Source organism: Pedobacter sp. PLR (assembly GCF_026239675.1).
Lineage (GTDB): Bacteria > Bacteroidota > Bacteroidia > Sphingobacteriales > Sphingobacteriaceae > Pedobacter.
Genome location: NZ_JAPIVQ010000009.1, coordinates 66359 through 93233 on the forward strand (window position 1 = coordinate 66359; position 26875 = coordinate 93233).

22 protein-coding genes are annotated in these 26875 nt (G+C 41.4%); 10 read left to right on the forward strand and 12 right to left on the reverse strand.

Going from position 1 to position 26875, the window contains the following annotated elements:
- Positions 1-35: 35 nt before the first annotated feature.
- The 5 genes from OQX61_RS20720 to OQX61_RS20740 all read right to left on the reverse strand — a co-directional run bounded on the left by OQX61_RS20720 (position 36) and on the right by OQX61_RS20740 (position 8062).
- Complete coding sequence (locus OQX61_RS20720; RefSeq protein WP_265843722.1) at positions 36-1484, reverse strand: TolC family protein; 1449 nt, start codon at positions 1482-1484, stop codon at positions 36-38.
- On the reverse strand, positions 1477-4644 hold the full coding sequence (locus tag OQX61_RS20725; RefSeq protein WP_265843723.1) for an efflux RND transporter permease subunit: 3168 nt from the start codon (positions 4642-4644) through the stop codon (positions 1477-1479). The genes OQX61_RS20720 and OQX61_RS20725 overlap by 8 nt, the downstream gene beginning before the upstream one ends.
- Before the next feature lie 59 nt (positions 4645-4703).
- Positions 4704-5786 carry an efflux RND transporter periplasmic adaptor subunit gene (locus OQX61_RS20730; RefSeq protein ID WP_265843724.1) on the reverse strand — a complete coding sequence of 361 codons (1083 nt, stop codon included), beginning with the start codon at positions 5784-5786 and terminating at the stop codon, positions 4704-4706.
- Between the two features lie 175 nt (positions 5787-5961).
- Positions 5962-6345, reverse strand: a complete 384-nt coding sequence (locus OQX61_RS20735; RefSeq protein ID WP_265843725.1) for a hypothetical protein — start codon at positions 6343-6345, stop codon at positions 5962-5964.
- A gap of 103 nt (positions 6346-6448) precedes the next feature.
- Positions 6449-8062: an ABC-F family ATP-binding cassette domain-containing protein gene (locus tag OQX61_RS20740; RefSeq protein ID WP_265843726.1), complete on the reverse strand. Its 1614-nt coding sequence runs from the start codon at positions 8060-8062 to the stop codon at positions 6449-6451.
- A gap of 197 nt (positions 8063-8259) precedes the next feature.
- Between OQX61_RS20740 and OQX61_RS20745 the strand changes: the two genes are divergently transcribed.
- Both OQX61_RS20745 and OQX61_RS20750 read left to right on the forward strand, forming a co-directional pair.
- Positions 8260-9129, forward strand: a complete 870-nt coding sequence (locus tag OQX61_RS20745) for a nucleoside phosphorylase (protein ID WP_265843727.1) — start codon at positions 8260-8262, stop codon at positions 9127-9129.
- 98 nt (positions 9130-9227) lie between these two features.
- Entirely contained in the window at positions 9228-9548 is a 321-nt protein-coding gene (locus tag OQX61_RS20750) for a hypothetical protein (protein ID WP_265843728.1), read from the forward strand.
- A gap of 238 nt (positions 9549-9786) precedes the next feature.
- Here OQX61_RS20750 and OQX61_RS20755 read toward each other — a convergent pair whose 3' ends face one another.
- Positions 9787-12078 (reverse strand): GH92 family glycosyl hydrolase, encoded by a 2292-nt coding sequence (locus OQX61_RS20755; protein WP_265843729.1) that lies wholly within the window; start codon positions 12076-12078, stop codon positions 9787-9789.
- A 183-nt stretch (positions 12079-12261) separates the two neighbouring features.
- On the opposite strand from OQX61_RS20755, the gene mnmA reads away from it, so the two are divergent.
- Positions 12262-13353 carry a tRNA 2-thiouridine(34) synthase MnmA gene (mnmA, locus tag OQX61_RS20760; protein ID WP_265843730.1) on the forward strand — a complete coding sequence of 364 codons (1092 nt, stop codon included), beginning with the start codon at positions 12262-12264 and terminating at the stop codon, positions 13351-13353.
- Positions 13354-13361: 8 nt separating this feature from the next.
- Here mnmA and OQX61_RS20765 read toward each other — a convergent pair whose 3' ends face one another.
- On the reverse strand, positions 13362-14309 hold the full coding sequence (locus OQX61_RS20765; RefSeq protein ID WP_265843731.1) for a metallophosphatase: 948 nt from the start codon (positions 14307-14309) through the stop codon (positions 13362-13364).
- The gene (locus OQX61_RS20770; protein WP_265843732.1) at positions 14287-15060 is read right to left on the reverse strand and encodes a 5'-nucleotidase C-terminal domain-containing protein; all 774 of its coding nucleotides are present in this window, start codon (positions 15058-15060) and stop codon (positions 14287-14289) included. Before OQX61_RS20770 ends, OQX61_RS20765 begins: the two co-directional genes overlap by 23 nt.
- Positions 15061-15134: 74 nt before the next feature.
- Here OQX61_RS20770 and OQX61_RS20775 point away from each other — a divergent pair, with 74 nt between their 5' ends.
- From OQX61_RS20775 to OQX61_RS20795, 5 genes are all read left to right on the forward strand, one after another.
- Positions 15135-15695 (forward strand): DUF922 domain-containing protein, encoded by a 561-nt coding sequence (locus OQX61_RS20775; RefSeq protein ID WP_265843733.1) that lies wholly within the window; start codon positions 15135-15137, stop codon positions 15693-15695.
- A 134-nt stretch (positions 15696-15829) separates the two neighbouring features.
- Complete coding sequence (locus OQX61_RS20780; protein ID WP_265843734.1) at positions 15830-16912, forward strand: acyltransferase; 1083 nt, start codon at positions 15830-15832, stop codon at positions 16910-16912.
- A gap of 113 nt (positions 16913-17025) precedes the next feature.
- Complete coding sequence (locus OQX61_RS20785) at positions 17026-17625, forward strand: sigma-70 family RNA polymerase sigma factor (RefSeq protein WP_265843735.1); 600 nt, start codon at positions 17026-17028, stop codon at positions 17623-17625.
- 91 nt (positions 17626-17716) lie between these two features.
- On the forward strand, positions 17717-18736 hold the full coding sequence (locus OQX61_RS20790; RefSeq protein ID WP_265843736.1) for a FecR domain-containing protein: 1020 nt from the start codon (positions 17717-17719) through the stop codon (positions 18734-18736).
- A gap of 8 nt (positions 18737-18744) precedes the next feature.
- Positions 18745-21567: an outer membrane beta-barrel protein gene (locus OQX61_RS20795; RefSeq protein WP_265843737.1), complete on the forward strand. Its 2823-nt coding sequence runs from the start codon at positions 18745-18747 to the stop codon at positions 21565-21567.
- 401 nt (positions 21568-21968) lie between these two features.
- Here the strand turns inward: OQX61_RS20795 and OQX61_RS20800 are convergent, their stop codons facing one another.
- From OQX61_RS20800 to OQX61_RS20810, 3 genes are all read right to left on the reverse strand, one after another.
- On the reverse strand, positions 21969-23744 hold the full coding sequence (locus OQX61_RS20800) for a serine hydrolase domain-containing protein (RefSeq protein ID WP_265843738.1): 1776 nt from the start codon (positions 23742-23744) through the stop codon (positions 21969-21971).
- A gap of 55 nt (positions 23745-23799) precedes the next feature.
- Positions 23800-24186 (reverse strand): hypothetical protein, encoded by a 387-nt coding sequence (locus OQX61_RS20805; RefSeq protein ID WP_265843739.1) that lies wholly within the window; start codon positions 24184-24186, stop codon positions 23800-23802.
- A gap of 87 nt (positions 24187-24273) precedes the next feature.
- A complete protein-coding gene (locus OQX61_RS20810) occupies positions 24274-24450 on the reverse strand; it encodes a hypothetical protein (protein ID WP_265843740.1) in 177 nt (58 codons plus the stop codon).
- Positions 24451-24655: 205 nt separating this feature from the next.
- Between OQX61_RS20810 and OQX61_RS20815 the strand changes: the two genes are divergently transcribed.
- A complete protein-coding gene (locus OQX61_RS20815) occupies positions 24656-25594 on the forward strand; it encodes a D-2-hydroxyacid dehydrogenase family protein (RefSeq protein WP_265843741.1) in 939 nt (312 codons plus the stop codon).
- 5 nt (positions 25595-25599) lie between these two features.
- On the opposite strand, the gene OQX61_RS20820 is transcribed toward OQX61_RS20815, so the two are convergent.
- Positions 25600-25998, reverse strand: coding sequence for a DoxX family protein (locus tag OQX61_RS20820; protein ID WP_265843742.1), 399 nt, complete (start codon positions 25996-25998; stop codon positions 25600-25602).
- Between the two features lie 135 nt (positions 25999-26133).
- Between OQX61_RS20820 and OQX61_RS20825 the strand changes: the two genes are divergently transcribed.
- Positions 26134-26793: an epimerase gene (locus tag OQX61_RS20825; protein WP_265843743.1), complete on the forward strand. Its 660-nt coding sequence runs from the start codon at positions 26134-26136 to the stop codon at positions 26791-26793.
- Positions 26794-26875 lie beyond the last annotated feature (82 nt).

Consider the following 26875-nt stretch of genomic DNA (forward strand, 5'->3'; position numbering starts at 1 on the left):
GCTTTCCGGGGCGTCTTCCTAGAGATCAAGGGTTGTTAGTTCCAGCCTCCACCTAAATCCCTGTAAAAATGAACCACCGCATTCAGTTGTTCCTTCTTAGTTTCAATCAGTTCGAGTTTAGACTCCAATGCGTCTCTTTGCGTCATCAATACCTCAAAATAATTCACTCTGGCGGATTTAAACAAATCATTTGAAACTACGATTGATCTGTTCAGCGCATCTACCTGCTGAGATTTCATACCATAACTCTTTTCCAGATTACTCATTTTTGAAAGCTGGTTAGCAACCTCCAGATAAGCATTTAAAATGCTGCGTTCGTAGTTATACATGGCCTGAAGTTGTCTGGCGTTAGCACTGCTAAACTCCGCTTTGATTGCATTTCTGTTGATCAATGGGCCCGCGATATCTCCTGCAAGGGAATAAAGCAGGGATTCCGGAAACTTCAAAAAGTAGCTTGGTTTAAAGGCCTGCAATCCTATTGCCGCTGAAATATCAAGAGCAGGGTAAAACTCTGCCCGCGCCACTTTAACATCTAGTTTTGCTGCAGAAAGCTCCAATTCCGCTTGTTTAATATCCGGACGATTCGCCAGCAATTGGGAAGGAACCCCGGATTTAACTACCGAAGGAAGCAAATTTAAAAAATCACCTCTATCTCTTTTGATCTCCTGCGGATACCGGCCCAGCAAAAAGTTAATCCTGTTCTCCGTTTCCTTAGTCTTTTGAACCAGGTCGAACTCTAAACTTTTTGAGGTCAACACCTCGGCCTGAAATTTCTGAACAGCCAATTCTGTTGCCCTGGCTGCTTCTTTTTGAACTTTTACAATTTCTAATGCATTCTTCTGCAGTTGAATATTCTGTTTTACAATTTCCAGCTGACTGTCGAGTGCCAGCAATTCATAATAAGAATCTGCAACTTCCGCGATGAGATTGGTCAGGGCAAAATTCCTACCCTCCAGGGAAGACAGGTACCTGCTTAAGGCAGCCTTCTTAGAATTCCGTAATTTCTTCCAGATATCCACCTCCCAATGCGCGTAAGCAGTCAAATTGTAATCCATCAAAGGGTCAGGTACCGCTTTACCCGGAACGATTTCCGTACCAGCATCACCTGCCCCCTGACTCGTATATCTGCCTACCTTCTCTACCCCGGTTGCAGCACGAAAGCCAACAGTTGGCAATAGTGATCCTTTTTTAATACGGATATCATTCCTTGCAATTTCAATTTCCTGCAAAGTGATTTTCAGCTCCTGGTTGTTTTTCAGGGCAGTATCGATCAGATTGATCAGGTTTTGATCCTTAAAAAAAGTCCGCCATGGCATAGCAGCGATACTGCTGCTATCCGCTGGAATACCGTCTTTATCATTTCCAAAAGACTCCGGAACAGCCGTACTTGCCGTATTCGTTGTCAGCGAGGGTACCTTGCAGCTTGAAACTGCAAGGCAAATGCTCAATGCAAGCGTGCATTGAGCTAACTTAAATTTATACATTATGATCAATTTCTTCGGTTAATGGATTTTCTTCTTCATTTTTAACAAGCTTGTGTTTTTCAGCTATGCGGCCGAATATATAATACAAGCCAGGGATGATCAAAACACCGCAAATAGTTCCTAAAAGCATACCGCCGGCAGCAGCAGAGCCAATGGTCCTGTTGCCGATTTTACCCGGCCCGTTGGCAAAAACCAATGGAATCAAACCTGCAATAAAGGCAAACGAAGTCATCAGAATCGGGCGAAACCGGACTGCTGCACCTTCCATTGCCGCTTGAAGTACTGTTGAACCGGCACGGTGTTTCTGCACCGCAAACTCTACAATCAGCACCGCATTCTTGCCCAATAAACCAATCAGCATCACGAAAGCCACCTGCGCGTAAATATTATTCTCTAATCCGCATATTTTCAGCAACAAGAAAGCGCCAAAAATCCCGCATGGTAGCGAAAGAATTACCGTTAAGGGCAAAATGAAACTCTCATACTGTGCCGCAAGGATCAGGTAAACAAAGCCCAGGCAGATCAGAAAGATGTAAATAGCTTCATTGCCCCGAGATACCTCATCTTTTGAAATACCAGCCCAGTCAATACTAAAGCCTCTTGGTAAAGTCTTTTCTGCCACCTCATTGATCACATTAATCGCTGCACCACTGCTATAGCCGGCGGCCGCAGAACCACTGATCTCAGCCGCATTGTACATATTGTGTCTTGTGATTTCGGACAAACCGTAAACCTTTTCCATTCTCATAAAAGCCGAAAATGGCACCATCTCCTCGCGGTTATTTTTCACATACAGTTTCAGGATATCTTCCGGCAATGCCCTATACTGAGGCAATGCCTGCACCATCACCTTGTACTGACGGTCATATTTGATAAAATTGGTTTCGTAATTACTCCCCACCAATGTCGAAAGCGTGTTCATTGCATTCTCAATCGTTACCCCTTTTTGTTGAGCGATGTCATTGTCGACCCGCAACATATACTGAGGGAATGCCGCACTGTAAAAGGTAAATACCGACGATAATTCGGAACGTTTGCTCAACTCTTTCACAAAATTCTTACTTACCGTCTCCATCTTTTTAAAGTCGCCAGAACCGGCCTTATCCAGCAAGCGCAGTTCAAAACCACCGGCGGCACCATATCCAGGCACTGCTGGCGGCTGAAAGAATTCAATTGTAGCCCCGGAAATCCCCTCAGATTTCTCCTCCAGTTCTTTCATGATCTCTTCCACACCGTGTTTGCGTTCGTCCCAGCTTTTCAGGTTGATCAAACAAGTTCCGGAATTGGCACTGGTTCCTTCGGTCAGGATTTCATAGCCTGCCAGGGCTGAGACAGACTGTACACCTTCTACACCCTCTGCGATTTTCTGCAACTTTTCTGCGATCTCATTGGTACGCTCTAATGAAGAACCCGGAGGCGTTTGGATAATAGCATAAAACATTCCCTGATCCTCATTAGGGATAAAACCGGAAGGAAGACTGTTGTTTAATACATATGTTCCGGCACAGAAAGCGATTAAAACCCCAAAGGTAATTACCCTGCGGTTCACAATCGCGCCCAGCACTTTTTGATACTTTCCGGAGAGTTTATCGAAACCATTGTTAAATCCTGCCAGAACCTTATCGAGCGCATTTTGCTTCTTCTGTTTTCCATGATGATTCTTCAACAGGATGGCACAAAGTGCCGGAGTCAGCGTTAATGCCACGATGCCGGATAGAATAATTGCAGTGGCCATGGTGATAGAAAACTGGCGGTAGAAAATTCCCACCGGCCCGGACATGAAAGCAACAGGGATAAATACGGCGGCCATCAGAAAGGTGATCGCAATAATGGCCCCACTGATCTCATGCATCACTTTTTTGGTCGCCTTACGGGCGGATATATGATGTTCCTGCATCTTTGCATGGACTGCTTCAATCACCACAATGGCATCATCTACCACCACACCAATTGCCAAAACCAGGGCAAACAACGTGACGAGGTTAATCGTAATCCCGAAAAACTGCATGAACACAAATGTTCCAATCAGCGATACAGGGACGGCTATAGCCGGAATCAGCGTAGAACGCCAGTCTCCAAGAAACAGGAATACAACCAATCCAACCAGAATAAACGCCTCTATCAGCGTATGAATCACTTTTTCAATAGAAGCATCGAGGAATTTTGAAACGTCATAACTGATCTCATAATCCACTCCTTTAGGAAAAGAAGTTTTCTTAATCTCCTCCATTTTAGCCTTAATATCCTTGATTACCTGACTGGCATTGCTACCATAACTCTGCTTCACCGTAATTGCAGCCGATGGTTTGCCGTTCAGATTCGAATAAATATCGTACATCGAACTTCCAAACTCTATATTGGCTACATCTTTCAAACGAAGAATCTCTCCTTTTGGAGTCGACCGCAAAATGATCTCTCCATAGGCTTCTTTCGTGGTAAACCGTCCGGGATATTTCAATACATACTCAAATGATTGTGACCTTTTTCCGGAACTTTCACCGGTTTTTCCTGGTGAAGCTTCTAAACTTTGTTGATTTAAAGCTTCCAAAACCTCATCCGCTGAGATTTTATAGGCCAGCATCCGGTCTGGCTTTAACCAGATGCGCATGGCATATTCCCGGTTACCAAGGATATCCGCCACACCAACACCATCCACCCTTTTCAATTCTGACAGCACATTAATATCCGCGAAATTAAACAGGAATTTCTGATCCATCTTTGGATCCTTGCTGTACAAGTTGATATACATCAGCATATTTGATTCTTCACGGGTGATTTTCACACCTTCCCGAACCACCAGTGGTGGCAGCTTATTGATTACCGAAGCGACACGATTCTGAATATTAACGGAAGCCTGATTAGGATCCGTTCCCAGGTTAAATATCACCTGAATAGTTGCTTCACCATCATTACCGGCATCGGAAGCCATATATTTCATTCCCGGAACGCCATTGATTGCCCTTTCCAGTGGGATAATGACCGATTTAATCATCAGTTCGCCATTTGCTCCGGGATATTCGGCGGTGATATTCACTTTTGGCGGTGAAATAGAAGGGAATTGTGTAACCGGCAGATGGCTCAATGCCAAAGCACCCAGAAACACGATAATGAGCGATATTACTATAGAAAGGACTGGCCTTTGTATAAACTTATTAAACATTTACTTAATTTTAAATGAGGTACCAAACTGGACTGATCTTGTGATTACTCAAAAGGCTATTATTCCGCTTTTAGTCTCAAATGAGAAATAACGGATTTAGGCTCCAGGTATTTGTACCTGATCTTTTCATCATCCTTAACTTTCTGAACGCCTTCCAAAAGGATTTTGTCTGTTTCAGAAATACCAGTTCCCACCACATACAGGTCAGGCATTTCACTTGCAACCGTAATGTTCCTGGAATGGATAACATCATCTTTTCCAACTACAAACACATACATCTTATCCTGGATTTCGTAAGTCGCTTTCTGTGGAATGATGAGTGCATTACGCAGTGGAACTGTCATTTGGATTTTGCCGGTTTCGCCGTTTCTTAACAGCTTGCTGGCATTTGGAAACCTTGCACGGAAGGCGATATTTCCGGTTTCACTGTTAAACTCACTTTCAATCACCTCCACATTTCCCTTATCCTTCAAGACCTCATTGTTTGCCAGTAAAAGGCTAACTTTCTTGTCGCCACGGTCTTTTGTATTCGTTTGATAAGCTAAATATTCCGGTTCTGAAACATTAAAATAGGCAAACACCTGACTGTTGTCTGAAAGGCTGGTCAGGAGTTCCCCCTCATCAATCAGACTTCCTAATTTCTGAGGAATGCGGTCAATTGTTCCATCAAACGGAGCCTTAATCTCGGTAAATGACAAATGGAGTTTTGCCAGGGAAGCTTCGGCTTTAGCGCCATCAAGTTTAGCCTGAGCCATGGCCTGCTCGTTTTTAGAAACTACATTTTTATCAGCCAGAGTTTTTACATTCTGCAATTCTATCTGTGCCGCTTTAACTTCTGCCTGAGCTTTTAGTAGCTCTGCTTCGTAGAATTTAGGCATGATACGAAACAAGAGTTGCCCGGATTTAACCGACTGTCCCTCATCAACATAGATATTTTGAAGGTATCCTTTTTCTTGTGCTCGAATCTCAATATTTCTAACTGAGCGTATTTGAGAAACATATTCTTTGGTAAACGAGGTGTCAGTCTTTAGCGGGCTTGTAATGGTAAACTGACTTTCTTCTTTTTTTTCTTCTTTTTTAGTGGTGCAACTTGTAAGGTTCAACAAGGCAATAGCGCCCGTAAACACGAGTATTTTCTTCATGATTGTAAATGGAAATTAAGCGAATAAACAGCTGAAACCCAATGATTCCAGAGGAAAGAAAAAGACATCAATTGTCTGAGGCAGGATTATAAAATCCCGTCATAAGCTATGAGGTAAACTCAAATGGAGATTACCATCTGAGTTTACACATTTATGAATTGATGTCGTTTATTGCTCAAATTCTCAGTACCCTTTGTCTGATGTAAATAGGAGACGAATTGCCGGAAAATGGCTGAAAGGTTTTATAATGCTGATGAGAATAATCTGCGGCTAAGCGTGGGTAAAATGTAAGATACCAGGTATCCGGGAGGTAATACTGCTGATGTAAGTGCCTGCATGGAACTTCATCACCACCAAAATGCTCCTCATCCAGGTCCAGATCTGCCTCTTCAATTATGGTTACATCCTGACCTCCACCTGTAAAATTCGCCTGTTCGCTTTTTGCGAGCTTCTGACTGGAAGAAAAGTTAGTACGGTTATGATGCGCTCCTGCATGAAGATAATGCCCTCCGCATAACAGGAAGGTAAACAGGGATACGAAAAATACGACTACTCTCATTTTGGTCGCAAAAGTAATCAAAGTATTGAAAGAAAAAAATCATTAACCCCCGTCCATTGTCATCATTCGTATAAAAGAAAAATAAACAAGCTCAAAATCAGTTTCAGCTCTGCCGGTCAAAACATGGAATTTTTATTTCCATATCCTGTTCCACATTGATCTGGTTCAGGAAATAATGGTCATGAGAAATCACGAGTAAAGTGCCTTTATACTCGTTAATTGCCGCAGTTAAAATTTCTATATTTTGCATATCCAGGTTATTTGTTGGTTCGTCCAGAACAATTAAATCAGGACTTTGATTACCAATAGTTAAAGCGCAAAGGATCAGCCTCATTTTCTCTCCGCCACTCAGCCCTGAACAGGGCTTATCCCAGTGTGATTTAGTAAATAAAAACCGATTAAGCCGAAGCTTTATTTCATGTTCCTGTAATGCACCTGAATTGAACTGCTGTGCCTGCTCGTAAACAGTCAGTGCCGGATCAATTAACGAATAATCCTGATCTACATAAATTGCCTGGAATGTTGCCCGTTCTATGGTACCGGATTGAGCCTGTAAGGACCCTAAAATCATTTTGATCAAAGTGGTTTTACCCGATCCGTTTGGCCCTTTAACCGCCAACCGATCCCCGGTCCGGAGTTGAAAACTTAATCCTTCTTTCCAAAGGGGCCAACCATCATAACCAAAATTAATGTCTTTTGCGCTGACCAGTATTTTTCCGGTATGGAGTGCAGAAGCAGCAAGATCCATTTTCATACGGTCTATACCCGGCACATCTTTACGCAATTGACTCAGCTCCTGAGCTATATTATCCAGTTTTTCGGCCTGTACTCCTTTTAAACGCGAAGTACTCTTCTCGGCATTATTTTTCAGGGTATTCATCATAATCGTTGGTATACCTGCCTTTTCCTGTTTCCGTTTCCCTCTTGCATCCAGTTTATGTTGCCGCGCTAAAGCGGAACGTTCCACCTCCTTAGCCTTGCGTAAGGCCTTTTCTTTACTTCTCAAAGTCTGATCAAATGCGGCACTTTCAATAGCACGCTGTGCAGCATAAAACTCGTAATTACCTCCATAAAAACTGATCCCATCCTGCGCTAGCACTGCCACAACATCTAACAGGTTCAACAATTCCCGGTCATGGCTCACTACCATTAAAGTTTGCCGGCTCGATTTAATCTCCTCATAGAGCAGCATTCTACTCTCCCTATCCAGGTGATTGCTGGGCTCATCCATCAAAACAATTTCCGGCTGATGAATACGGATTCCTGCAAGGAACACCTTTGTTTTTTGTCCACCACTTAAGGTGTTCATTTTTTGAGCTAAATCCAGCCCGTTCAGATTCCAGCAGGCAAATGCCTGCTGACAACGCGCTTCAAAATCCCAGTCGTTGTCCAGTATAGCCAGGTTTTCATCCCTTACCTCGCCGGCTAAAATTTCCTGTAATGCCTTTAACTTGTCTTTAAGGTGAAGTACTTCCGCAATGCTCAGCTCATTATAATCGTCCAGAAGCTGTGGCACGTAATAAGGAATAGAAGCCGCTTTGACCGATCCACTTGCAGGCAATAACTGACCTGATAAGATTTTCAATAAGGTAGATTTTCCAACGCCATTATTGCCTGTTAAAGCAATTTTATCATTGGGGTTCAGGCTAAGATTAAGCCCTGAAAACAGCAAATCCCTGTTGGGATGCTGGTAGGTAATATCATGAAGAGTCAACATAAAATCCTTTCTTTTTATTTGAATAGTAAGGAAACCCTTTTACCGGTTTCAATTATTTTCGGGAAAGAAATAAGATCCTACATGCTGTCTTTATTGATTTGATTACAAGTACAAAGGTAATAATTTCATTTAACTCTCACAGATTTTGAATTAACTCCTCCAGGTTTCATAGGTTTGTGAAATCAATCGCCGTACTTATGGAAAACAAAATATCAGCAGCAGATTTAATCATCAATCAGGATGGCAGTGTTTACCATCTAAATTTATTGCCGGAAGACCTTGCGCAAACCGTTATCACCGTAGGAGATCCTGACCGTGTCTCAGAGATATCAAAACATTTCGACCGTATAGAACTTAAAAAGGGAAAACGTGAATTTATTACGCATACCGGCTATCTGGGGCAGAAAAGAATTACCGTGATCTCCACAGGAATAGGAACAGATAATATCGATATCGTGTTTAATGAATTAGATGCGCTGGCTAATATAGACTTTAAAACGAGAACAGTAAAAAAAGACCTGACCTCTTTGGATATCATCCGTATCGGCACCTCGGGCGCCATCCAGCCGGATTTGCCAATGGGAACCATCCTTGCTTCTTCCTATGGCCTTGGACTGGATGCACTGATGCAGTATTATATCCATGAACTTTCTGTAGACGAACGTCCGATTCTGGAAGCCTTTCATACGCATTGTGCACATATTAAAGGAATTCATCCTTACTTAACCGCTGCTGACGACCACTTATTGAACACCATTGGCGCAGACATGGTACAGGGTATCACCATTACCGCTCCCGGTTTTTATGCGCCTCAAGGCCGGCAAGTACGCGCTAAAAATGCCATTCCTAATTTCATTTCTTTACTAAACAGTTTTCAGCATGGAAAACACCGGATCACGAACCTGGAAATGGAAACTGCCGGGATTTATGCACTGGCCAAAGTATTAGGACATAAAGCCCTTTCAGTAAACGCAATACTAGCCAGCAGAGTTAATTTTGAGTTTAGTAAAACACCAGACAAGGTAGTAGATCAGGCCATTCGAATGGTGCTGGATAAACTCGGTTAATCAACAACTTTTACGGCCAATTGAACTAAAGGATTTTAAAGAATTCCAAACAAAACAGGCCTTCCTATGTTCCATTGATAGATCTAGAACGAATAGTTATGTTTGAATTACTAAAAAATAAAGTAGGAATAATAGCTGCAACATCATTGTTAAGTGCGTACGATACAGAAGAATTAGATGCAGGAAAAAGATTTATTGCCATCCTTGCTGGTGCATATATCTTTCAGAAAGGAATCAGAGCAATTTCAAAACATCCTATAGTAGGGATACAGGAGGCCGTATTGGGTGGAATACTATTATATACCGGCACGGTGGGGATTCATAAAAAGATTGTTAAAAAACCAACAGAACTATCTGATATCAGGAAAAATCAGATTCAGGGGAATGACCCAAGATCATCGGTACCTGCTTTTGTTTAGTTTAGTAGGCCGGAGGACCCGGCCGTACAACCTAAAACTTAGATGACGACATCAGCTTTCTGACTGAACCGACGGAAAGGACTTATTGTCTGGTCAGGTATGAATTTCAATAAAATATTTTATATAAAAAAACGGTTCTGCTAAAATGTTTAAAAAACTTTAGCAGAACCGTGATTTCATGAGGCGGTATCTATATTTACAATCAATTAGTTGTTAATTAGAACCTTTGATACTAAACTTATTTTGCTTGTTTTGTCGGTTTCGATGACATGTAGAAAGTTAATTTACCACCTTTCAAAATATCTGAATGTTTAATCAAATTATTACTAATTAAACTCCCGTTTAGCAATACTTTCTGTACATAAATATTCTTGTCACTTTGGTTGATCGCATCTATCGTAAAGGTATTTCCCCCTTCCAAATGAAGTGTTGCAGATTTCACTGCCGGACTTCCCAAAGAATAATCCGCAGATCCCGGAGATACGGGATAAAATCCAAGTGAAGAAAACATATACCAGGCACTCATCTGACCGCAATCATCATTACCACCTAAACCATCAGGCGTAGGTTTGTATTGCATTTTTAAAATTTTTCTTACCCTTTCCTGAGTCTTCCATGGTTGTCCTGCCCAGTTGTATAAGTAAGCAACATGATGCGCCGGCTCATTTCCATGTACATATCCGCCAATAATCCCTTCTCTGGTAATGTCTTCCGTATCTGCAAAAAACTCATCAGGAAGGTGCATATTGAACAAGCTGTCTATCCTTGCTGCAAACTTCTGCTTCCCTCCCATTTTGGCCATCAACGATTCCGGATCATGAGGCACAAAGAAACTGTAGTTCCAGGTATTCCCTTCAATAAAACCCTGCCCGTGAGTACTCAAAACATCAAATTCCTTTTTGAAAGAACCATCTGCCAGTCTTGGGCGCATAAAACCAATACTTGCATCATATACGTTTTTCCAGTTTCCGGAACGTTTCATAAATTCTTCAAATACGGCCTGATTGTTTAGTTTTTTGGCGATCTGCGCAATACACCAATCATCATAAGCATACTCTAAAGTATTCGAAACTGAAGTTCCACTATCTTCAGCAGGAATAAAGCCCATATCAATATATTTTCCTATCCCTTCATAATTGCGGTGATTGGCAGTTGCTATACAAGCGTCTAATGCTTTTTGAGCATCACCATCATATACACCCTTGATAATCGCGTCAGCCACTACAGAAACGCTGTGGTAGCCACTCATACACCAATTTTCATTGGCATAATGCGACCAGATTGGCAGCATTTTTAACGAACTCTGTTCATAATGAGCCATCATAGACTTTACCATGTCATTGTTCCGTGAAGGCTGGATCAGGTTAAAGAAAGGATGTAAGGCACGATAGGTGTCCCATAGAGAAAAAGTGGTATAATTGGTATAACCATTAGCCTGATGTACATTCTGATCTAAACCTTTATACTGTCCGTTTACATCACCATAAGTAGTTGGATTGATAAAAGCATGATACATGGCGGTGTAAAAATTCACCTTATCGTCTTCAGCAGCGGCGATGTTAATTTTGTTGAGCTCCTTATTCCAACCGGCTTGTGCCTGTGCTTTTACCCCATCAAAATCCCAGCCCGGAACTTCTGCAGTCATGTTTTCTAAAGCATTAGCCTGACTTACCGGCGACAGGGCGAATTTCACTTTAACCTGCTCCTGTTCATCGGTATCAAAATCGAAGTGCATCCGGATTCTTTTTCCTGCAATTTCCGGGAAGTTATTGTTCTGGTCAAATTTTCTCCAGAAACCGCCATACACCTGTTTTTTGTCAAAATTCTTCTGTCCATAGCTTTTAAATGGTTTCGAGAAAGTCATGGCGAAATAAACCGTCCTTGTCCTCGCCCATCCGTTGGTTTGACGATAGCCGGTTAACAAGGTGTCGTTCACAACGCGGACATAAGTCCAGACCGTTTTTTCGTCATAATTATAAATCCCCGACATCAAATCCAGGATAATGTACGACTGGTCAGATTTCGGAAAAGTATACCTATGCATACCTACCCTTTTGCTGGCCGTCAATTCTGCCTCAATCTGGTGGTCGTCTAGCTTCACTTTGTAATATCCGGCTTCTGCCTTTTCATTGGCATGAGAAAAAGAAGAGCGAAATCCACTTCCGGGAACGTCCGCAGTGCCCGGGTTCATTTTTAAAACCCCTTGGGTAGGCATCACCAGAAAATCACCCAAATCGGAATGACCGGTGCCGCTAAAATGGGTATGGCTAAATCCAACAATCGATTTGTCTTCATATTTATAACCTGCACAGTACTTGTATACATCGCCGTTATACTTGCCATTCAGCTCGTATGAAAGGGTATCTGTGTCGGGGCTCAGCTGCACCGAGCCGAAAGGAACTGTGGCACCAGGATAAGTGTGGCCCATTTTCTGGGTGCCAATAATCGGTTTTACATACTTTACCAGGTCCTTTTGTGCCTGCGCAGAAAGGGCTGGAAGCAGTATACAAAACAATAATGCTTTTTTCATTTGTTTAAGTTGAGTTTTTTTATAATGCACTAAGGTATAAATATTTGGCAAAAAATCAGCTCTAATAACGTGCTATAACGTTTAATCTAAACTTTATACTTTTATCCTTTTTACAAGCAACTGACGTCATATATGAGAATGTATGGGTAAAAACCGCTATTTTTGCCCCCAGAATAAATTATAATGAGTAAACTCGGTAGAATATTGGTAGCCATGAGTGGCGGAGTAGATAGTTCAGTAGCAGCAGTGATGTTGCACGAACAAGGATATGAAGTAATCGGATTAACCATGAAGACATGGGACTATGCGACCTCAGGTACCAGCGGTAAGGAAACCGGATGTTGCAGTCTGGACAGCATCAATGATGCGCGTACATTGGCCGTAAATTACGGATTTCCACACTACATATTAGACATCAGGGATGAGTTCGGTGACTATGTAATTGATAACTTCGTTGATGAGTATCTTGCAGGTCGTACCCCTAACCCTTGTGTTTTATGTAACACCCACATCAAATGGGAAGCATTATTGAAACGTGCAAATAAACTGGATTGCGAATTTATTGCAACAGGTCACTATGCAAACGTTAGACAGCACGAAAATGGTCGTCATGTAATTTCTAAAGGATTAGACGAGAATAAAGATCAGTCTTATGTGCTTTGGGGTGTTTCTCAGGAAAACCTTGCACGTACTAAATTCCCATTGGGATCATTCGCAAAAGCGGATATCAGACAAATGGCTTTAGATATGGGACAGGAAGAACTGGCTAAGAAAAGCGAAAGTTATGAGATTTGTTTTGTACCGGATAATGATTACCGTGCTTTCTTAAAGCATAAAGTTGGTGATTTAGAAGGTCGCGTGGCAGGTGGTAACTTCATTACCAGTGATGGTATGGTAGTTGGTCAGCATAAAGGCTATCCATTCTACACCATCGGACAGCGTAAAGGTTTAGGTATCGCTTTTGGTGAGCCAATGTTTGTAACGCAAATCCTTCCGGAAAGCAATACCGTCATGTTAGGTAGAGCAGATGAACTGGAACGTCATGAAGCCCTGGTTAGAAATGTGAACCTGATTAAGTATGAGAATATTTTAGAGCCAATGAATGAAGTGGTTACTAAAATCAGATATAAAGATGCAGGAACCCTAAGTACTATTGTACAGGAAAATGATAAAATCAAAGTAGTATTTGATCATGCTGTTTCCGCAATAGCACCGGGTCAGTCCGCAGTATTCTACGAAGGAAACGACCTTCTTGGAGGCGGTTTCCTTTGTTAATTAGCTTATTAACTATCTAATTGATCTGAAATGGTATAAGGTGCAGCAGTTTTTATACGCTTGCCCTTATATCTTTCAAAATAATAATCCAGTCTACCCAGATTAATCCCTGCAAATCCCACCTGATTAATCGTCGTAATCTTTCCATCCAGATTCAATACATCTTCCGGCTGATCCATAAATGTATGGGTATGTCCGCCGATAATTAAATCTATATTTCTGGTGTTTTTAGCCAATAGCTGATCAGAATCTCTATCTGTATTATATTTATAACCTAAATGTGATAAGCAGATCACTAAATCGCATTTTAGCTCATTTTTAAGAAGACTAGCGGTCTGATTTGCTGTTTTCACCGGATCTAAAAACACGGTATCTCCGTAATTTCTATCCCCAACTAATCCTGCTAATTTAATTCCGATACCGAATACACCGATCTTTATGCCTTGTTTCTTAAAAACCTGATACGGCAAAGTCGATTTGTTTAATAAGGTATTAGAGAAATCATAATTGCTACATAAAACCGGGAAATTGGCATGCGGCAATTGCTTGTGAAATCCTTCAAGGCCATTGTCAAAATCATGGTTACCCATCGTTGCAGCATCATAGTTCATTTCAGACATCAGTTTAATTTCCAGTTCTCCGCCATATTTATTGAAATATGGGGTACCCTGAAAAATATCGCCTGCATCAAAAAGCAAGACGTTGTTTTCTGATGCACGTATCGATTTAATCAATGCGGAACGTCTCGCGGTTCCTCCCAGGCCCTGATATTTTGAGCCATCCATAGGAAAAGGCTCTATCCTGCTATGCACATCATTGGTATGCAGAATGGTCAGTTTTACCAGATCTCCTGCGGCAATGGCATCAAAAGCGTTTAAATTTAATGCGGCAGCTGCTGCGGCAATCCCCCCTGTTTTAAGGAAGTTTCTACGGTTAATCTTTAGTAATTCTTCCATCTAATTTTGGATTTATGGTTTTACCAGCAGCCTGGTTTTCTCTAATATAAGTAATGAGTGCATCGCGCATTCTGATGCCCATAATTTTTTTCTCTATCGGGTTTTTGAAACTCTGGACATTGTCGCCGCCTTCCGCTACATAATCAGAAGTTAAGATTTTGTAGTTTTTAGTCGGGTCTAATGGTTTCCCGTTGATCATCACTTCGGTTGGTTTGTCGTTTACGATTTTCATCCTTAACCCGGCAACCGGTTGTCCGCCAGTTTTTGCGATGTATTCCAACAGATTTTGTACATCTGCCGGACTCAGCACGTAAACCATCATTTCATTCTCAAAAGGCATCACTTCAAAAATGTTCGACAACTTAATATCTCCTTTTGGGAGCGCAACGCGAATCCCACCATTGGTAGAAGGCATCGCGAAATCTATCGTCGGATCATATTTTAGTGCTTCGTGGAACAAAGCATCAGAGAAGAAGTTTCTCAGCAGGTTTTCAGCAACAGGCTTATCGTCTTTTTTATCCAGCTTCTCCATTAACACATCAGCATGTCCGATTACCTCGTTCATCTCCTGATCCATCTTAATTTTATAAGGAAGATAGGTTTTAATCACCGCACTATCTACCGGCTGATTACTGTTCATATTATAGTCCGTCCGGTTGCTTTTTACCAGCATATAATGTGAACTACAGGAAAGCATTAAGGGTATCGCACCTAAAATCAGGTATTTTTTGACTGGATGAATGTGTTTCATATTGATTTGAAAGTACAAAGGTAAAATAAAAAAACACTTACAAATGTTCCTGATTTTTCGCTTCTTTGTGAAATATGATACGCTTTACCTCTGTTTTATTTTCGGCCAGCCTTCTCCTCATACTTGCGATATTAAAGCCTGAAGCCGCTTTCAGTCAGGAGAACCAATTGAACAGAATAAAGCTAGACTGGAGCTCTTACACTCATTTGAAAGACTCAAAACGGCCGTATATTGCCTATACCGCACATCAAACTACACATAGATATCGGGCAACTCAGAAAGGAAACCAGCTTTCGTTGAAATTCATGGTGGGCGTCTCCCTCGACAGGAAGCAGTCTATTGTTGACCTCAGTAGATTATCCGCCCTCGATGAGCAGGCTAAAAAATCCTTACTCAATCATGAGCAAGGACATTCAGATCTGGCCGTGATCTACGGCAGGATTCTTTATAAGAATTTATCTAAAGGTGTGTACAGCATCAAAAACTACCAGCAGGAAGTCAAAAAGATCTATGAGACCACCATGAAAGCGCTGGAGAAAATCCACTTCAGATATGATCTGGAAACTGCACATGGCGAAGAACAGGAATTACAGGATAAATGGGATTTGTATTTTAAGAACGAGTTAAAAGGGTAACATTTTGATGAAATAACGGGTTTATAATCCGGTGATAACCGCCAAAACTTGTTAGAATCGTAATAATTCGGTATTCTTGAGGCTACACAACACAAAAGAAACCAAATCATTTCATCCAACCGAAACCATTTTAAATGAACGCTAAAACGTTAAGTCCAGATTTATTAAAAACCAAAGAACACTTTCACCTCCTCGATGGCTTACGGGGAGTAGCCGCAGTAGCCATTGTCATTTTCCATTTCATGGAAGTGGTGTTTGTCCCTGCAAAGAATTTCATCGGTCATGGCTTCCTGGCCGTCGACTTTTTCTTTTGCTTATCCGGATTTGTCATCGGCTACGCTTATGACGACAGGATCGGTAAAATGGGCATTTTACCCTTTTTAAAAACACGACTGATCAGATTACACCCTTTAGTGATCATGGGATCGGTATTGGGCCTGCTGGCATTTCTCTTTGACCCTTTTAATCTACATGCAGAATTGTATAGTGCAGGCAGAATGACGCTCCTATTTTTAAGCTCTGTTTTCCTGATTCCTTATCCGGTAGTATCAGAAAGGTATTTTAATTTATTCAGCCTCAATGCGCCTGCCTGGTCCCTATTTTGGGAATATGTAGCCAACTTTATTTACGCATTAGCCTTATATAAAGCGACACGCAACGTGTTATTGATCTTAACAATTCTGGCAGCAGCAGCCATTTGCTATATCGGTTATACAAGCGGAAACCTGCTTGGCGGCTGGAGTGGAGAGACCTTCTGGCATGGTGCTGTCCGTATCTCCTACTCGTTTTTAGCAGGATTACTGATCTTCCGTTCTAAATGGATCATCAAATCAAACCTTGGTTTTGTAGGGTTAAGCGTATTACTTATACTAGCTTTCATGATGCCGGATAGCAAATGGAACTGGATCACTGAACCATTTGTAGTATTGATTTATTTCCCTCTATTGATCTGTTTGGGCGCTGGAGCTAAACTACAGGAAGGCCTAAAAAAACTATGCATTTTCTCCGGAAACATTTCCTATCCGCTGTACATGACACATTATATGGTACTATGGATTTTTGCTGGCTATTACTTCGCTCATAAACCAGATACCACCCAATTGTTTTTTATCATTACGATAGGCACCGCTTTACTAGTTGGTTTCGCATATATCGTGATGAAGGTTTACGATATTCCTGTTAGAAGGTATTTAATGTCTAAACTGAAAAAAGCATAGTACCCTACTTTTGTTATACAAAAACGTCCTTAAATCCGGTATTTAGCGGAAGGACGTTTTTTTTATGACTGGTAAATCCCCCATATTTATAACTTAGCCAAAATTTCAACGCTATGCCTGAACCAACTGAACCACAGCACTGGCAATCTTTTAAAGCCGGAAATGCGGATGCTTTCGAGTACCTGTATCGCAGTTATGCTGCTGGTTTATACAACTATGGATCGAAATTCAGTAAAGACAAAGACCTGATTAAAGAGTGTATTCAGGATCTTTTTGTCGGCATCTGGACCAGAAGATCTACGCTTGGAAACCCTGATCACCTCAAAAACTACCTTTATAAATCCTTTCGTCACTTACTTTTCAAAAAAGCTTTTCAGTTGCAGAACTTTGAGGTTTATGAAGAAGAAACCGATAATTACTCTTTTCAAGTCAGCTTAAACGTGGAGGAAGCCATTATTGATGGCGAACATCGCAGCAAGGTAACGGAACAGTTAAATCTGGCTATGTCCAAACTTACGGCCCGACAAAGGGAAGCGGTATTTCTAAGGTTTTATGAGCAGCTGAGTTATGAAGAAATCGCAGAAGTGATGGACATTTCAGTAAAAGCGAGCTATAAAATCATGGCCAGAGCCTTGGGATTCCTGAAAGAAAACCTGTCGAAAGACGATTTAATGCTACTCTCTTTACTGCTTCATTTGAAATTATTAAACTGATTACCAGATTGATAACTATTATTTTAAATTTTTATTCATTCTGGTGGGGTAATATGCTTCATTCTCAGCTAATAGGATCAAAAGCAACAATATGAAGAAACAAATTAGCGCATACGAGACCTATACCTTAGCAGAGCTGATCAATGATCAGGACTTCCTGTTATGGGTCTTGCATCCTGATGAAAAGTCAGACCTCCATTGGCAAAATATCGAAAATGACTATCCTCAGCTCAAAGACCCCATCCATCAGGCAAAAGCGATCGTTCTAACTATGCGTTTCGAAAAGGACGATTTAGAAAAAAAAGAACAGGATGAAATCTGGAATACCATCCAGGCGAAAACGACATTACTTACAACACCAGTCCGCAAACTTTGGTATCGCTATGCTGCTGCGGCAGTATTAGCCGGAGCGTTATTGGGAATTGGTATCCTGTATCAGAATAACCAACCTATCGCCATCAAAACGCCTTATGGTCAATTGAAAACGATCACTTTACCCGATGGCTCTTTAGTGACCTTAAACGCAAATTCTAAGATAAAATATGATAAGGACTGGAATAAAAATGAGATCAGAGAAGTCTGGATCGAAGGTGAAGCCTTCTTAAAAGTGAAGCATTTACATACTTCCGGGAAAATAGCAGACCGCGAACGTTTTGTGGTACACACCGGTGATGTCAATGTAGAAGTATTGGGTACTTCCTTTAACGTGAACGACAGACGCGGACGTACGGAAGTAGCCTTGTTGGAAGGTAAAATCAGCCTGGGCTTAAACGGCGCTACCGGCAAACCGCTGATCCTTTCTCCCGGAGATATTGCAGAATTTGACCATGGCAAACTGATTAAAAAACCGATTAATGTAGCGGAATATGCTTCCTGGAAAGATGGAAGGTTGTATTTCAAAGCTGTTCCTTTAGCTAAGATCTTCAATTATGTGGAAGATATTTATGGGTATAAAGTAGTGGTTGATGACCCGGAGATTCTAAAGAAAACTATCTCAGGATCATTGAGCACACAAAACGAACAGGTTTTATTTAAGGCCCTCGGGATGACTTTAAACCTCAATATTACCCCAAATCAAGATACTAAGGAACTAATGATTACAACCAAATAACGCAAAAAATGAGCAACCTAAAAACCAGTCTGATCAGCTTAACCTGCGTCATGATGTTACATCAGTTCGCAACAGCAAGAGAATTCCAAACCACGGAGAAAGAGATAATCACCAAATCCACCCCAAGACAGGCATCAATCCGAGCCACAGCAAAGCAATCACTAACTAAAACAAAAAAACAAGTCACACCCCAACGGATAACAAAACAAGTCCCACCAGAAAAACAACTACTAACCAAAGTTCTGACCGAATTAGCGACGCAACATAAAATCAACTTCTTATATGAAGAAGTTAACCTGAAACAGAAAACAGTCAATTATAGCGTGGCTGATTACAAGGGTAAACCAATTTCTGAGGTGCTAAATAGTTTATTACTCCCCTTAAACCTATCCTGGTATAAGGTAGATGCCCGGAACTATTCCATATTTATCACACCAAAAAAAGCAGAGGCTTCCGGTAAAGGCAAGGAATTCAGTACGAATCTTCCGGATTCCCTGAAAGTGGAAAAAGTAACCGGCTCCGTATTGGATGAGCAAGGCAAACCTTTAGAATATACTACCGTTACTTTATTGATGGCGCTGGATTCTGCTGTTGTGATCAATGCCTTGACAGATTTAACAGGGGTTTTTACTTTTCCTACAGTTAAAACGGGAACGTATAAAATCAAAGTATCTTCGATGGGGCACCAGGCCTATATTACTAAAGCCTTTCAAGTTGGTGGTGGTGCTCCAGCGGTTACCATAGCACCGATTGCGATGAAGGTTTCCGATAAAACTTTAAAAGAAGTACGGGTTACAGCGACTAAACCCATCGTAGAAACTAAAAGTGACCGCTTTATTTTCAATGTAGAAAACAGTGCGATGGCGGTAGGTAATTCCCTGCAAGTGTTAAAATCTGCCCCTTTTGTACGGGTTTCTGCGGATAATGTACTAAGCCTGCAAGGCAAGAAAACCATGGTACTGATCGACAATAAGCCGGTTCCGGACGCCTCATTGGAGAATATCCTGCTCACCATGCCGGCCGGAAACATCCTTAAAGTGGAACTGATCACTCAGCCTTCCGCTAAATACGACGCTTCTTATGGGGCAGTAATCAACATCATTACCAAGAAAACCCAGGTGGAAGGGGTCACCGGAAACTTACGCCTGGATGGTTCTTCCGGGAATTATGCCACCGGTAGTGCCAATGCCGGAGCCACTTACAAACGTAAAAACCTGACCATTTATGCCAATGCCGGTGTAAATAAAGGCGACAATTATTTCAGTATTGAATCGGAAAGGTTTCAGGACCCTACTGATCCCTCCTATTATTTAACCAATAACTGGACCCGTTTATCTCACAATCTGATGTACACTTTCCAGACTAATATGGAGTTACAGCTGGACAAGAACCAAACTGTGGGGCTTTTTGTGGATGTCAGTGATGTGGAATTTAAAGGCCCATGGACCACGACCAACAGCTTTGGCCGAAAAAATGGTGGGATTGATTCTGTGCTGTTTACAGATGGTGCTTTTAATCAGAAAGGAAATTCTCAGACTTATAACCTGAATTACCATCTGCTTTCTGATTCCGGGAAGAATGAGCTGACTGTCCTCGGGACTTATACCCCATGGCAACGAAATCTCCTGCAGTCCTTCCCTTCTGTAATGTACAATGGAGCCGGAGAAGTGATTAAAAATCCGCCCTTTTACCAGACACGGAACAGGGGAAATATTGATGTTTATATTGCCCAGCTAGACTATACCCATCAGTTTAAAAAGCAATGGTCAGTAGAAACCGGCCTCAAGCACCAACAAACCAACTCTAAAACATTGGTGGTTTATGAAGATTTTGAAAACGGAGAATTAGAGGTAGATCCTGCTTTTTCAAATGACAACAAATTGAAGGAATCAATCTCCGGGATGTATGGGATTTTAACCAAAGACTGGGAAAAAGATAAGCTTCAAATGGGATTGAGAGCTGAAATATCCAGTGTGAATTTTGCTGGTAATTTTAAGCGGGATAAAGTTGATTTTTTCCCAACCTTGTTGTATCAGCATACGATCAATAAGGACCTGAATTTTTCCGGATCTTATAAGAGAATCATTAACAGGCCCCGCTATACGGAAATGGTTCCCTACTCGGTGTTTCTGAATCGGTACAACATTGAACAGGGAAACCCGGAACTGAAACCACAATTCGACAATGTCTATACCTTTACCGCAAACATTAAGAAGTTAAATGTATCGGTTAGCTATACCGACACCAAAGGAATGATTGGCTTATTCCCCTCAAAGCAGGATTACAGCACAAAGATCACCTATTTCAAACGCCAGAATCTGAAGAGAGCATCCAACCTGGCGCTTAATGTATTCTTCCCTTACCGGATCAACGAATGGTGGGAAACCATGAATAGTGGCACACCTATCGGGCGTAACAGTGCGGAAGGTATCGTACTGGAGACAAATCACAAGCTTGCCGCTTTCTACTCTGATTTTAGAACCGCTCATATTTTCAAAATCACGAAGGATTTGAAACTACAAATAGATGGTTATTACTGGACAAAATACACCCAGGATTTAGGCAGTTATCAGGGGAATAAAAACATTGATGCCTCCCTGTTATTAAATCTGTGGAAAGGAAACGGACAGTTTAGATTGGGCGGCAGCGAACTGGTCTTTAAAAGAAATGACTATTTGCTGGAACGTGACTATGGAACTTTTAAATCAGCTGAACGCATTCGTACCGATAGCAGACGACTGCTGGTTGGCTTTACTTACAAGTTCGGAAAATCACGTATTGCGAAACCAGATTCAAAATTAGGTAACGCAGAAGCCTTGAGAAGACTGTAAAAACCAACAAAAAGGTTAAAAAAATCACCGGGACAACAATGCCCCTTTCTAAAGCCATCAGCGTAGTTCTGATGGCTTTTTTGTTTTTCATAGCGATTATGGTTACCGCCATGATGATCATCGATCCTGAGCCTCCATTTTATCGGTGCCTGGCGTCATGCGAACAGTTTTTTGTGGTTGTTTATTTATTCTTGATATAAAATCTCTGTCCTTAATTATTCCCACAAAAAAAGAAAGATATGCTTTGCTTGAAACCAGCAAAACACAGCATATTCTACTTTGCTATTGATATTTTCCCAATAAGAGAACAACACCCTTGATTTACGATTAACAAAATCACTTTATCAATTACGAAAAGATTACTAATTATCAGAAATTTACACAAACGTTTGCGCAGATAATCATTTTACTATTGATTTCAGCTGATTTAGCAGGTATTCTCCCAATTCGGCAGCGCCTCTGTCGTAATTGGAGAGTACAACAATGATATATTCGCTATCAGGAAAAATATAGGTCACCGCATTTACGCCTGGTGCACCGCCACCATGTCCCACTACCTGCTTTTCTGTGGAACCCGATAACTGAAAACCATAACCGTAGCTTTTCCCTAGTTCGTCTTTAAACATTTTGTGCTTTGAGGAATCGGTCAATAGCTTACCCGATAACAATGCGACGCCAAATTTATGGAGATCAGCAACCGTCGAATAACCACCCCCTGCCGGAGAACAAGTAGTAAAAGCCGAATTTGAAACGGCCTCATAGGAGCCATCAATTTTAGGGAGATACCCAACAGCCTGCTTCGTTTTAGTTCCTCCATCCGGATTAGCTTCACCAGGTTCTTTTCCTCCAAAAGTTCGCAAGGCAGAGGCCTCCATACCTGCAACCTTGTAAATATTTTCCTGTACATAATCGAAGTAGTTTTGCCCCGATACCTTTTCAATAATTGCACCCAGCAACAGCATTCCTGAATTACTATAAGCCCAGGATGTTCCCGGTTCAAACTCCAGCTTGTTCACTTTGACATAGGGCTTGTAGTCTTCCAATGTTCGAAACTGAGCAACAGGAGCTTCCAGAAATTTCTCAGTAAAAAAGTCGCCAACACCTGCACTATGGTTCAATAAATGGCTTACTTTGATTTGATCAGCGAGTGCTGCTGGCAACCAGGTACTATCCAAAAACTTAGCTACCGGATCATTCAAATTGAGCTTGCCTTGTTCTACCAGTTGCATAATTCCCACTGCGGTAAACATCTTGTTCATCGAGCCAAGATTGAACTTTGTAGTTAAAGTATTCCTGACTCCCTCCTCTTTTATCGCCGATCCAGTGGCAGATTCATATAAAATGCGGTCTCCTTTAGCTAAAAGAACAGCACCGGAAAAAGCGTCTTTTTGAGCTAAACGCTTTAAAGTCTGGTCTAAATCTGCAACAAGAGCTTCCACATTGCTTACTTTTTTAACCGGATCCTGGCTATAAACAACTCTGCTGTTAAACAGCTTTATTTTTCCCTCCTGATCAAGCTTTAAACTAAACTCAAACTCATTATTTAAATCTTCACTGGCATATTGGTATTCTCCAAAAAACGCATTCGCATTAAAATACAGTCGTTTGTGAAATTTAACACCGCCAGTAGCACGCCAGGCATTTTTTGCACGGAATAGAAAATTATCTTGTATGGCAGATTTGAGTGTTGCTGAAAAATTAGCATTCACAAAGTTTGTCAAAGCTATAAGGGAATTGGAGTTAATGGCCGCCACCAGCTGCTCCGCTTTCTGATCTAACATCGCACTAACCTGAGTACTGGTAAGCGCCGGCATTTTCTCTGGAGCATAGCCAGGAATCTTTGTCCATAGCTCCTGCCCTATTTTTAACGTAGAAATCTCATTATTGCTGTTTTTCAAAAAACTGAGACTATAACTACCTTTAGCGTCCGAAAATCTGGTGTCAGATTGTTGATCCAGCAACATTTCCTTACCATCCCAGTCTTTGATCTGTGTCAGTTTATTGCCTGACACCTTCATTTGAAGGTATAATTCTTTAAGCTCAGGATGCTGGTAATATCCATCCGCATTTTTTAGGATCGGAAAGGAAGGTTTTTCCTGGGCAAAAGTCACAGCACAACTGGCAAACGTTAAAGGAAGGAGCAGAAAAAGAGTGTAGAGCGGCTTTTTATAAATCATATCATTATCTATGGAGTTAATTAGCTAACTTCCTATATGAATATAGCAATTAAAACTAATTCAGGTATTGATATTTCTTCATGAGATCTCTGCTTTCGGATATCCCTAACTCCATCGTTTTAAAAGCACTGAGGATGTAGAGCGCGAAAAGCACTAATAGTATAGATACACCCGCATTGGTCGGATTAAATCCAAAAATGACCTCGCTAGCCGCTACATTGCTTTGGAAGAATAGAATAAAAATGAGCAGGGATCCCATAAACAGGAAATACTGACAAGAGACCTTAAAAGACAGGTACTTGTTCAATTTAACAGGAACATACTTCGCAATCAGTACGGCAATGATTCCGATTCCTGTAAGTCCTATAAATGCAGCAAAGCCCCATTCCTTATTAATCAACTGCTGCGACTGATAAACCAACACCACCGCCAACAACAGCAATAAGATATACTTGTAGCTGAAAAACGAAACGAAGGTCTTCCAGAAAAACCTGTTGTACTTCTGCTTAGGCCATCCAGTATAGCGTCTTCAATAGTAGAAAAACCAAAAACCCCAAAGCTGGTATGCCTGCGGATTCGCTTCCATCTTTTCTTCGGTTGCCGAAGCCAGGTGGTCTATGATTTCCAGCTGCACATCCAGATAAACAAAGCCTTTACACTGGACAAATTGCTTGATTTCTGATAATTGCTCCTGACTGATCTCCATATCAAAACGAAGGTTTAAGGTTCAATAGCAACTGTAGATTCTGAATGAAGTCCCTGGTTTCCTGTAGTTTATTAATCACCTCCTTCTCCCCTTCCCTCGATAATGAATAGTATTTAGAGCCCTTGCAGTCCTTAAAAATGTTTTATATTTTACAGTAAATCGAAACTATAATCCAAAACGGAAGTTCTGTATAAAAGGAATTAACATGAAGACACTAGCTCAAATTGCCATACTAGACGATTATCAAAATGTAGCACTGACTTACGGAGATTGGTCGGAAATAGAGGAACTTGCAGAAATCACTGTTTTTAATGATCATCTAACCGAGACTAATGAGATCATCGACAGACTTAAACCCTACCAGATAATCGCTGTGATGCGGGAACGTACACCGATGACGAGGGAAATCCTTTCCCAATTGCCAAACCTGAAACTTATTATTTCCACGGGGCAGCGAAACGCATCTATCGATATAAAGGCTGCTGAAGAGTTGGGAATTACCATTTCTCCAACAAGATATGAATCTAATGGTGCACCGGAACTGACCTGGGCCTTATTACTGGCATTGGCAAAACACCTGGTCCGGGAGTCTGACAATGTCCGCAAAGGCGGCTGGCAAACAGAAATCGGTGTTGATTTGAAGGGAAAAACCATTGGTATTATTGGTCTGGGGAACATTGGCAGTGCTATTGCCCGCTATGCCAGGGCATTTGAAATGGAAGTTATTGCCTGGAGCGAAAACCTGACCGAAGAAAAAGCGCATGCTCAGGGTGCAAAATTGGTGAGCAAGGAAGAGCTGTTTCGGACTGCTGATTTTGTAACGGTACACTTGATTCTCAGTTCAAGAAGCAGGAATATTATTACCGGAAAAGAGCTGGACCTGATGAAGCCAGGCGCATTCTTTATCAATACTTCCAGAGGTCCATTAGTGGATGAAAAGGCATTGATTGCCGTTTTGAAAAAGAAAAAGATCGCTGCTGCGGGGCTGGATGTATATGATCTGGAACCTTTGCCAGCCCAGCACCCCTTTCGGACGTTACCAAATGTCCTCGCCACACCACATATAGGCTATGTTACAGCAGACACTTATCAAATATTTTATGAGGATATCAAAAGAAACATAGAAGAATGGCTGGGGGAATAATCCCCCTACCTCCGTCGTCCCTTAACAGGAATACAGATTGCAATCAGACAAATAATAAGTACGAAACTAAATTCCATTCCGTTTCTTCCAGGTCCTACTACATACCATCCATCAGGGTAATGAACCAGTACAATTCCGATCAGTAAGATTATAACAAACACCGGAACAACATATTTCAGGAATTTTCCAAATAATATCAATATGGAACCAATGATTTCAAAAGCCATCAATGCCCAGGCCACATAAACACCAAAAGGAGCAAATCCCACCTTATTCAGGTAGAACTCCCCAAAGTCATTTACGGTGTGATTAATAACGCCATGTAAACTATGGGATAAAAAAATCGTTGCAATTGCTACACGAATCAGGAATAGTGGATTGAGGCCGTTAATTGTTTTCATCATTAAATATATATGTTTCCAATCAGCGCAACAAATTTAGGCTCCTTTCTGTTTCTCAGCGAGCAAAATGGCAGACAGGCTGGTCATGGAGAAATTTATTACATTAGTATAAATACTTTAGAAAAAACCTTTTAAACCATGAAAATAAAAGCAATTATTACCGGAGCGACTGGCATGGTTGGAGAAGGTGTACTGTTGACCTGCCTGGAACATCCGGATGTAGCACAGGTTTTAGTGATCAACAGAAAGCCGGGAGGCCTGAGTCATCCGAAATTAAAAGAGGTTATTCATAAAGACTTTTTCAACCTGGAAGCATTGGATCCTCAGCTAACCGGCTACAACGCCTGTTTCTTTTGCCTTGGGATTTCTTCGGTTGGAATAAGTAAAGAAGAATACCAGCACATCACCTACGACCTTACTTTAGCCGCAGGGAAACATCTGGTCAGCTTAAATCCGGAAATGACTTTTTGCTATGTTTCCGGTGCCGGTACCGACAGTACGGAGCAAGGAAAAATTGCCTGGGCAAGGGTTAAAGGGGCGACGGAAAACGCTTTGATGCGACTTTTCAAAAACGCTTATATGTTTCGACCGGGCTTTATGAAAGCATCGCCGGGACAGAAAAACGTTAAAAGCTTTTACAAATACATTTCCTGGATATACCCTATTGGCCGAAAATTTTTCCCTGCCGGATTTTGCACCTTAGCAGAAGTCGGACTGGCGATGATCAATTCCGTAAAAAAGGGATATCCAAAGCAAATCTTAGAAGTGAAAGATATCGTCACATTGTCAAAAGAGTAAACCAGAGGCCTAATTTCTAACAGGTATCAATATGGTGACGTTTTTTATTGGAACAGTAATTGCGCGTTATTTTACGAATCAA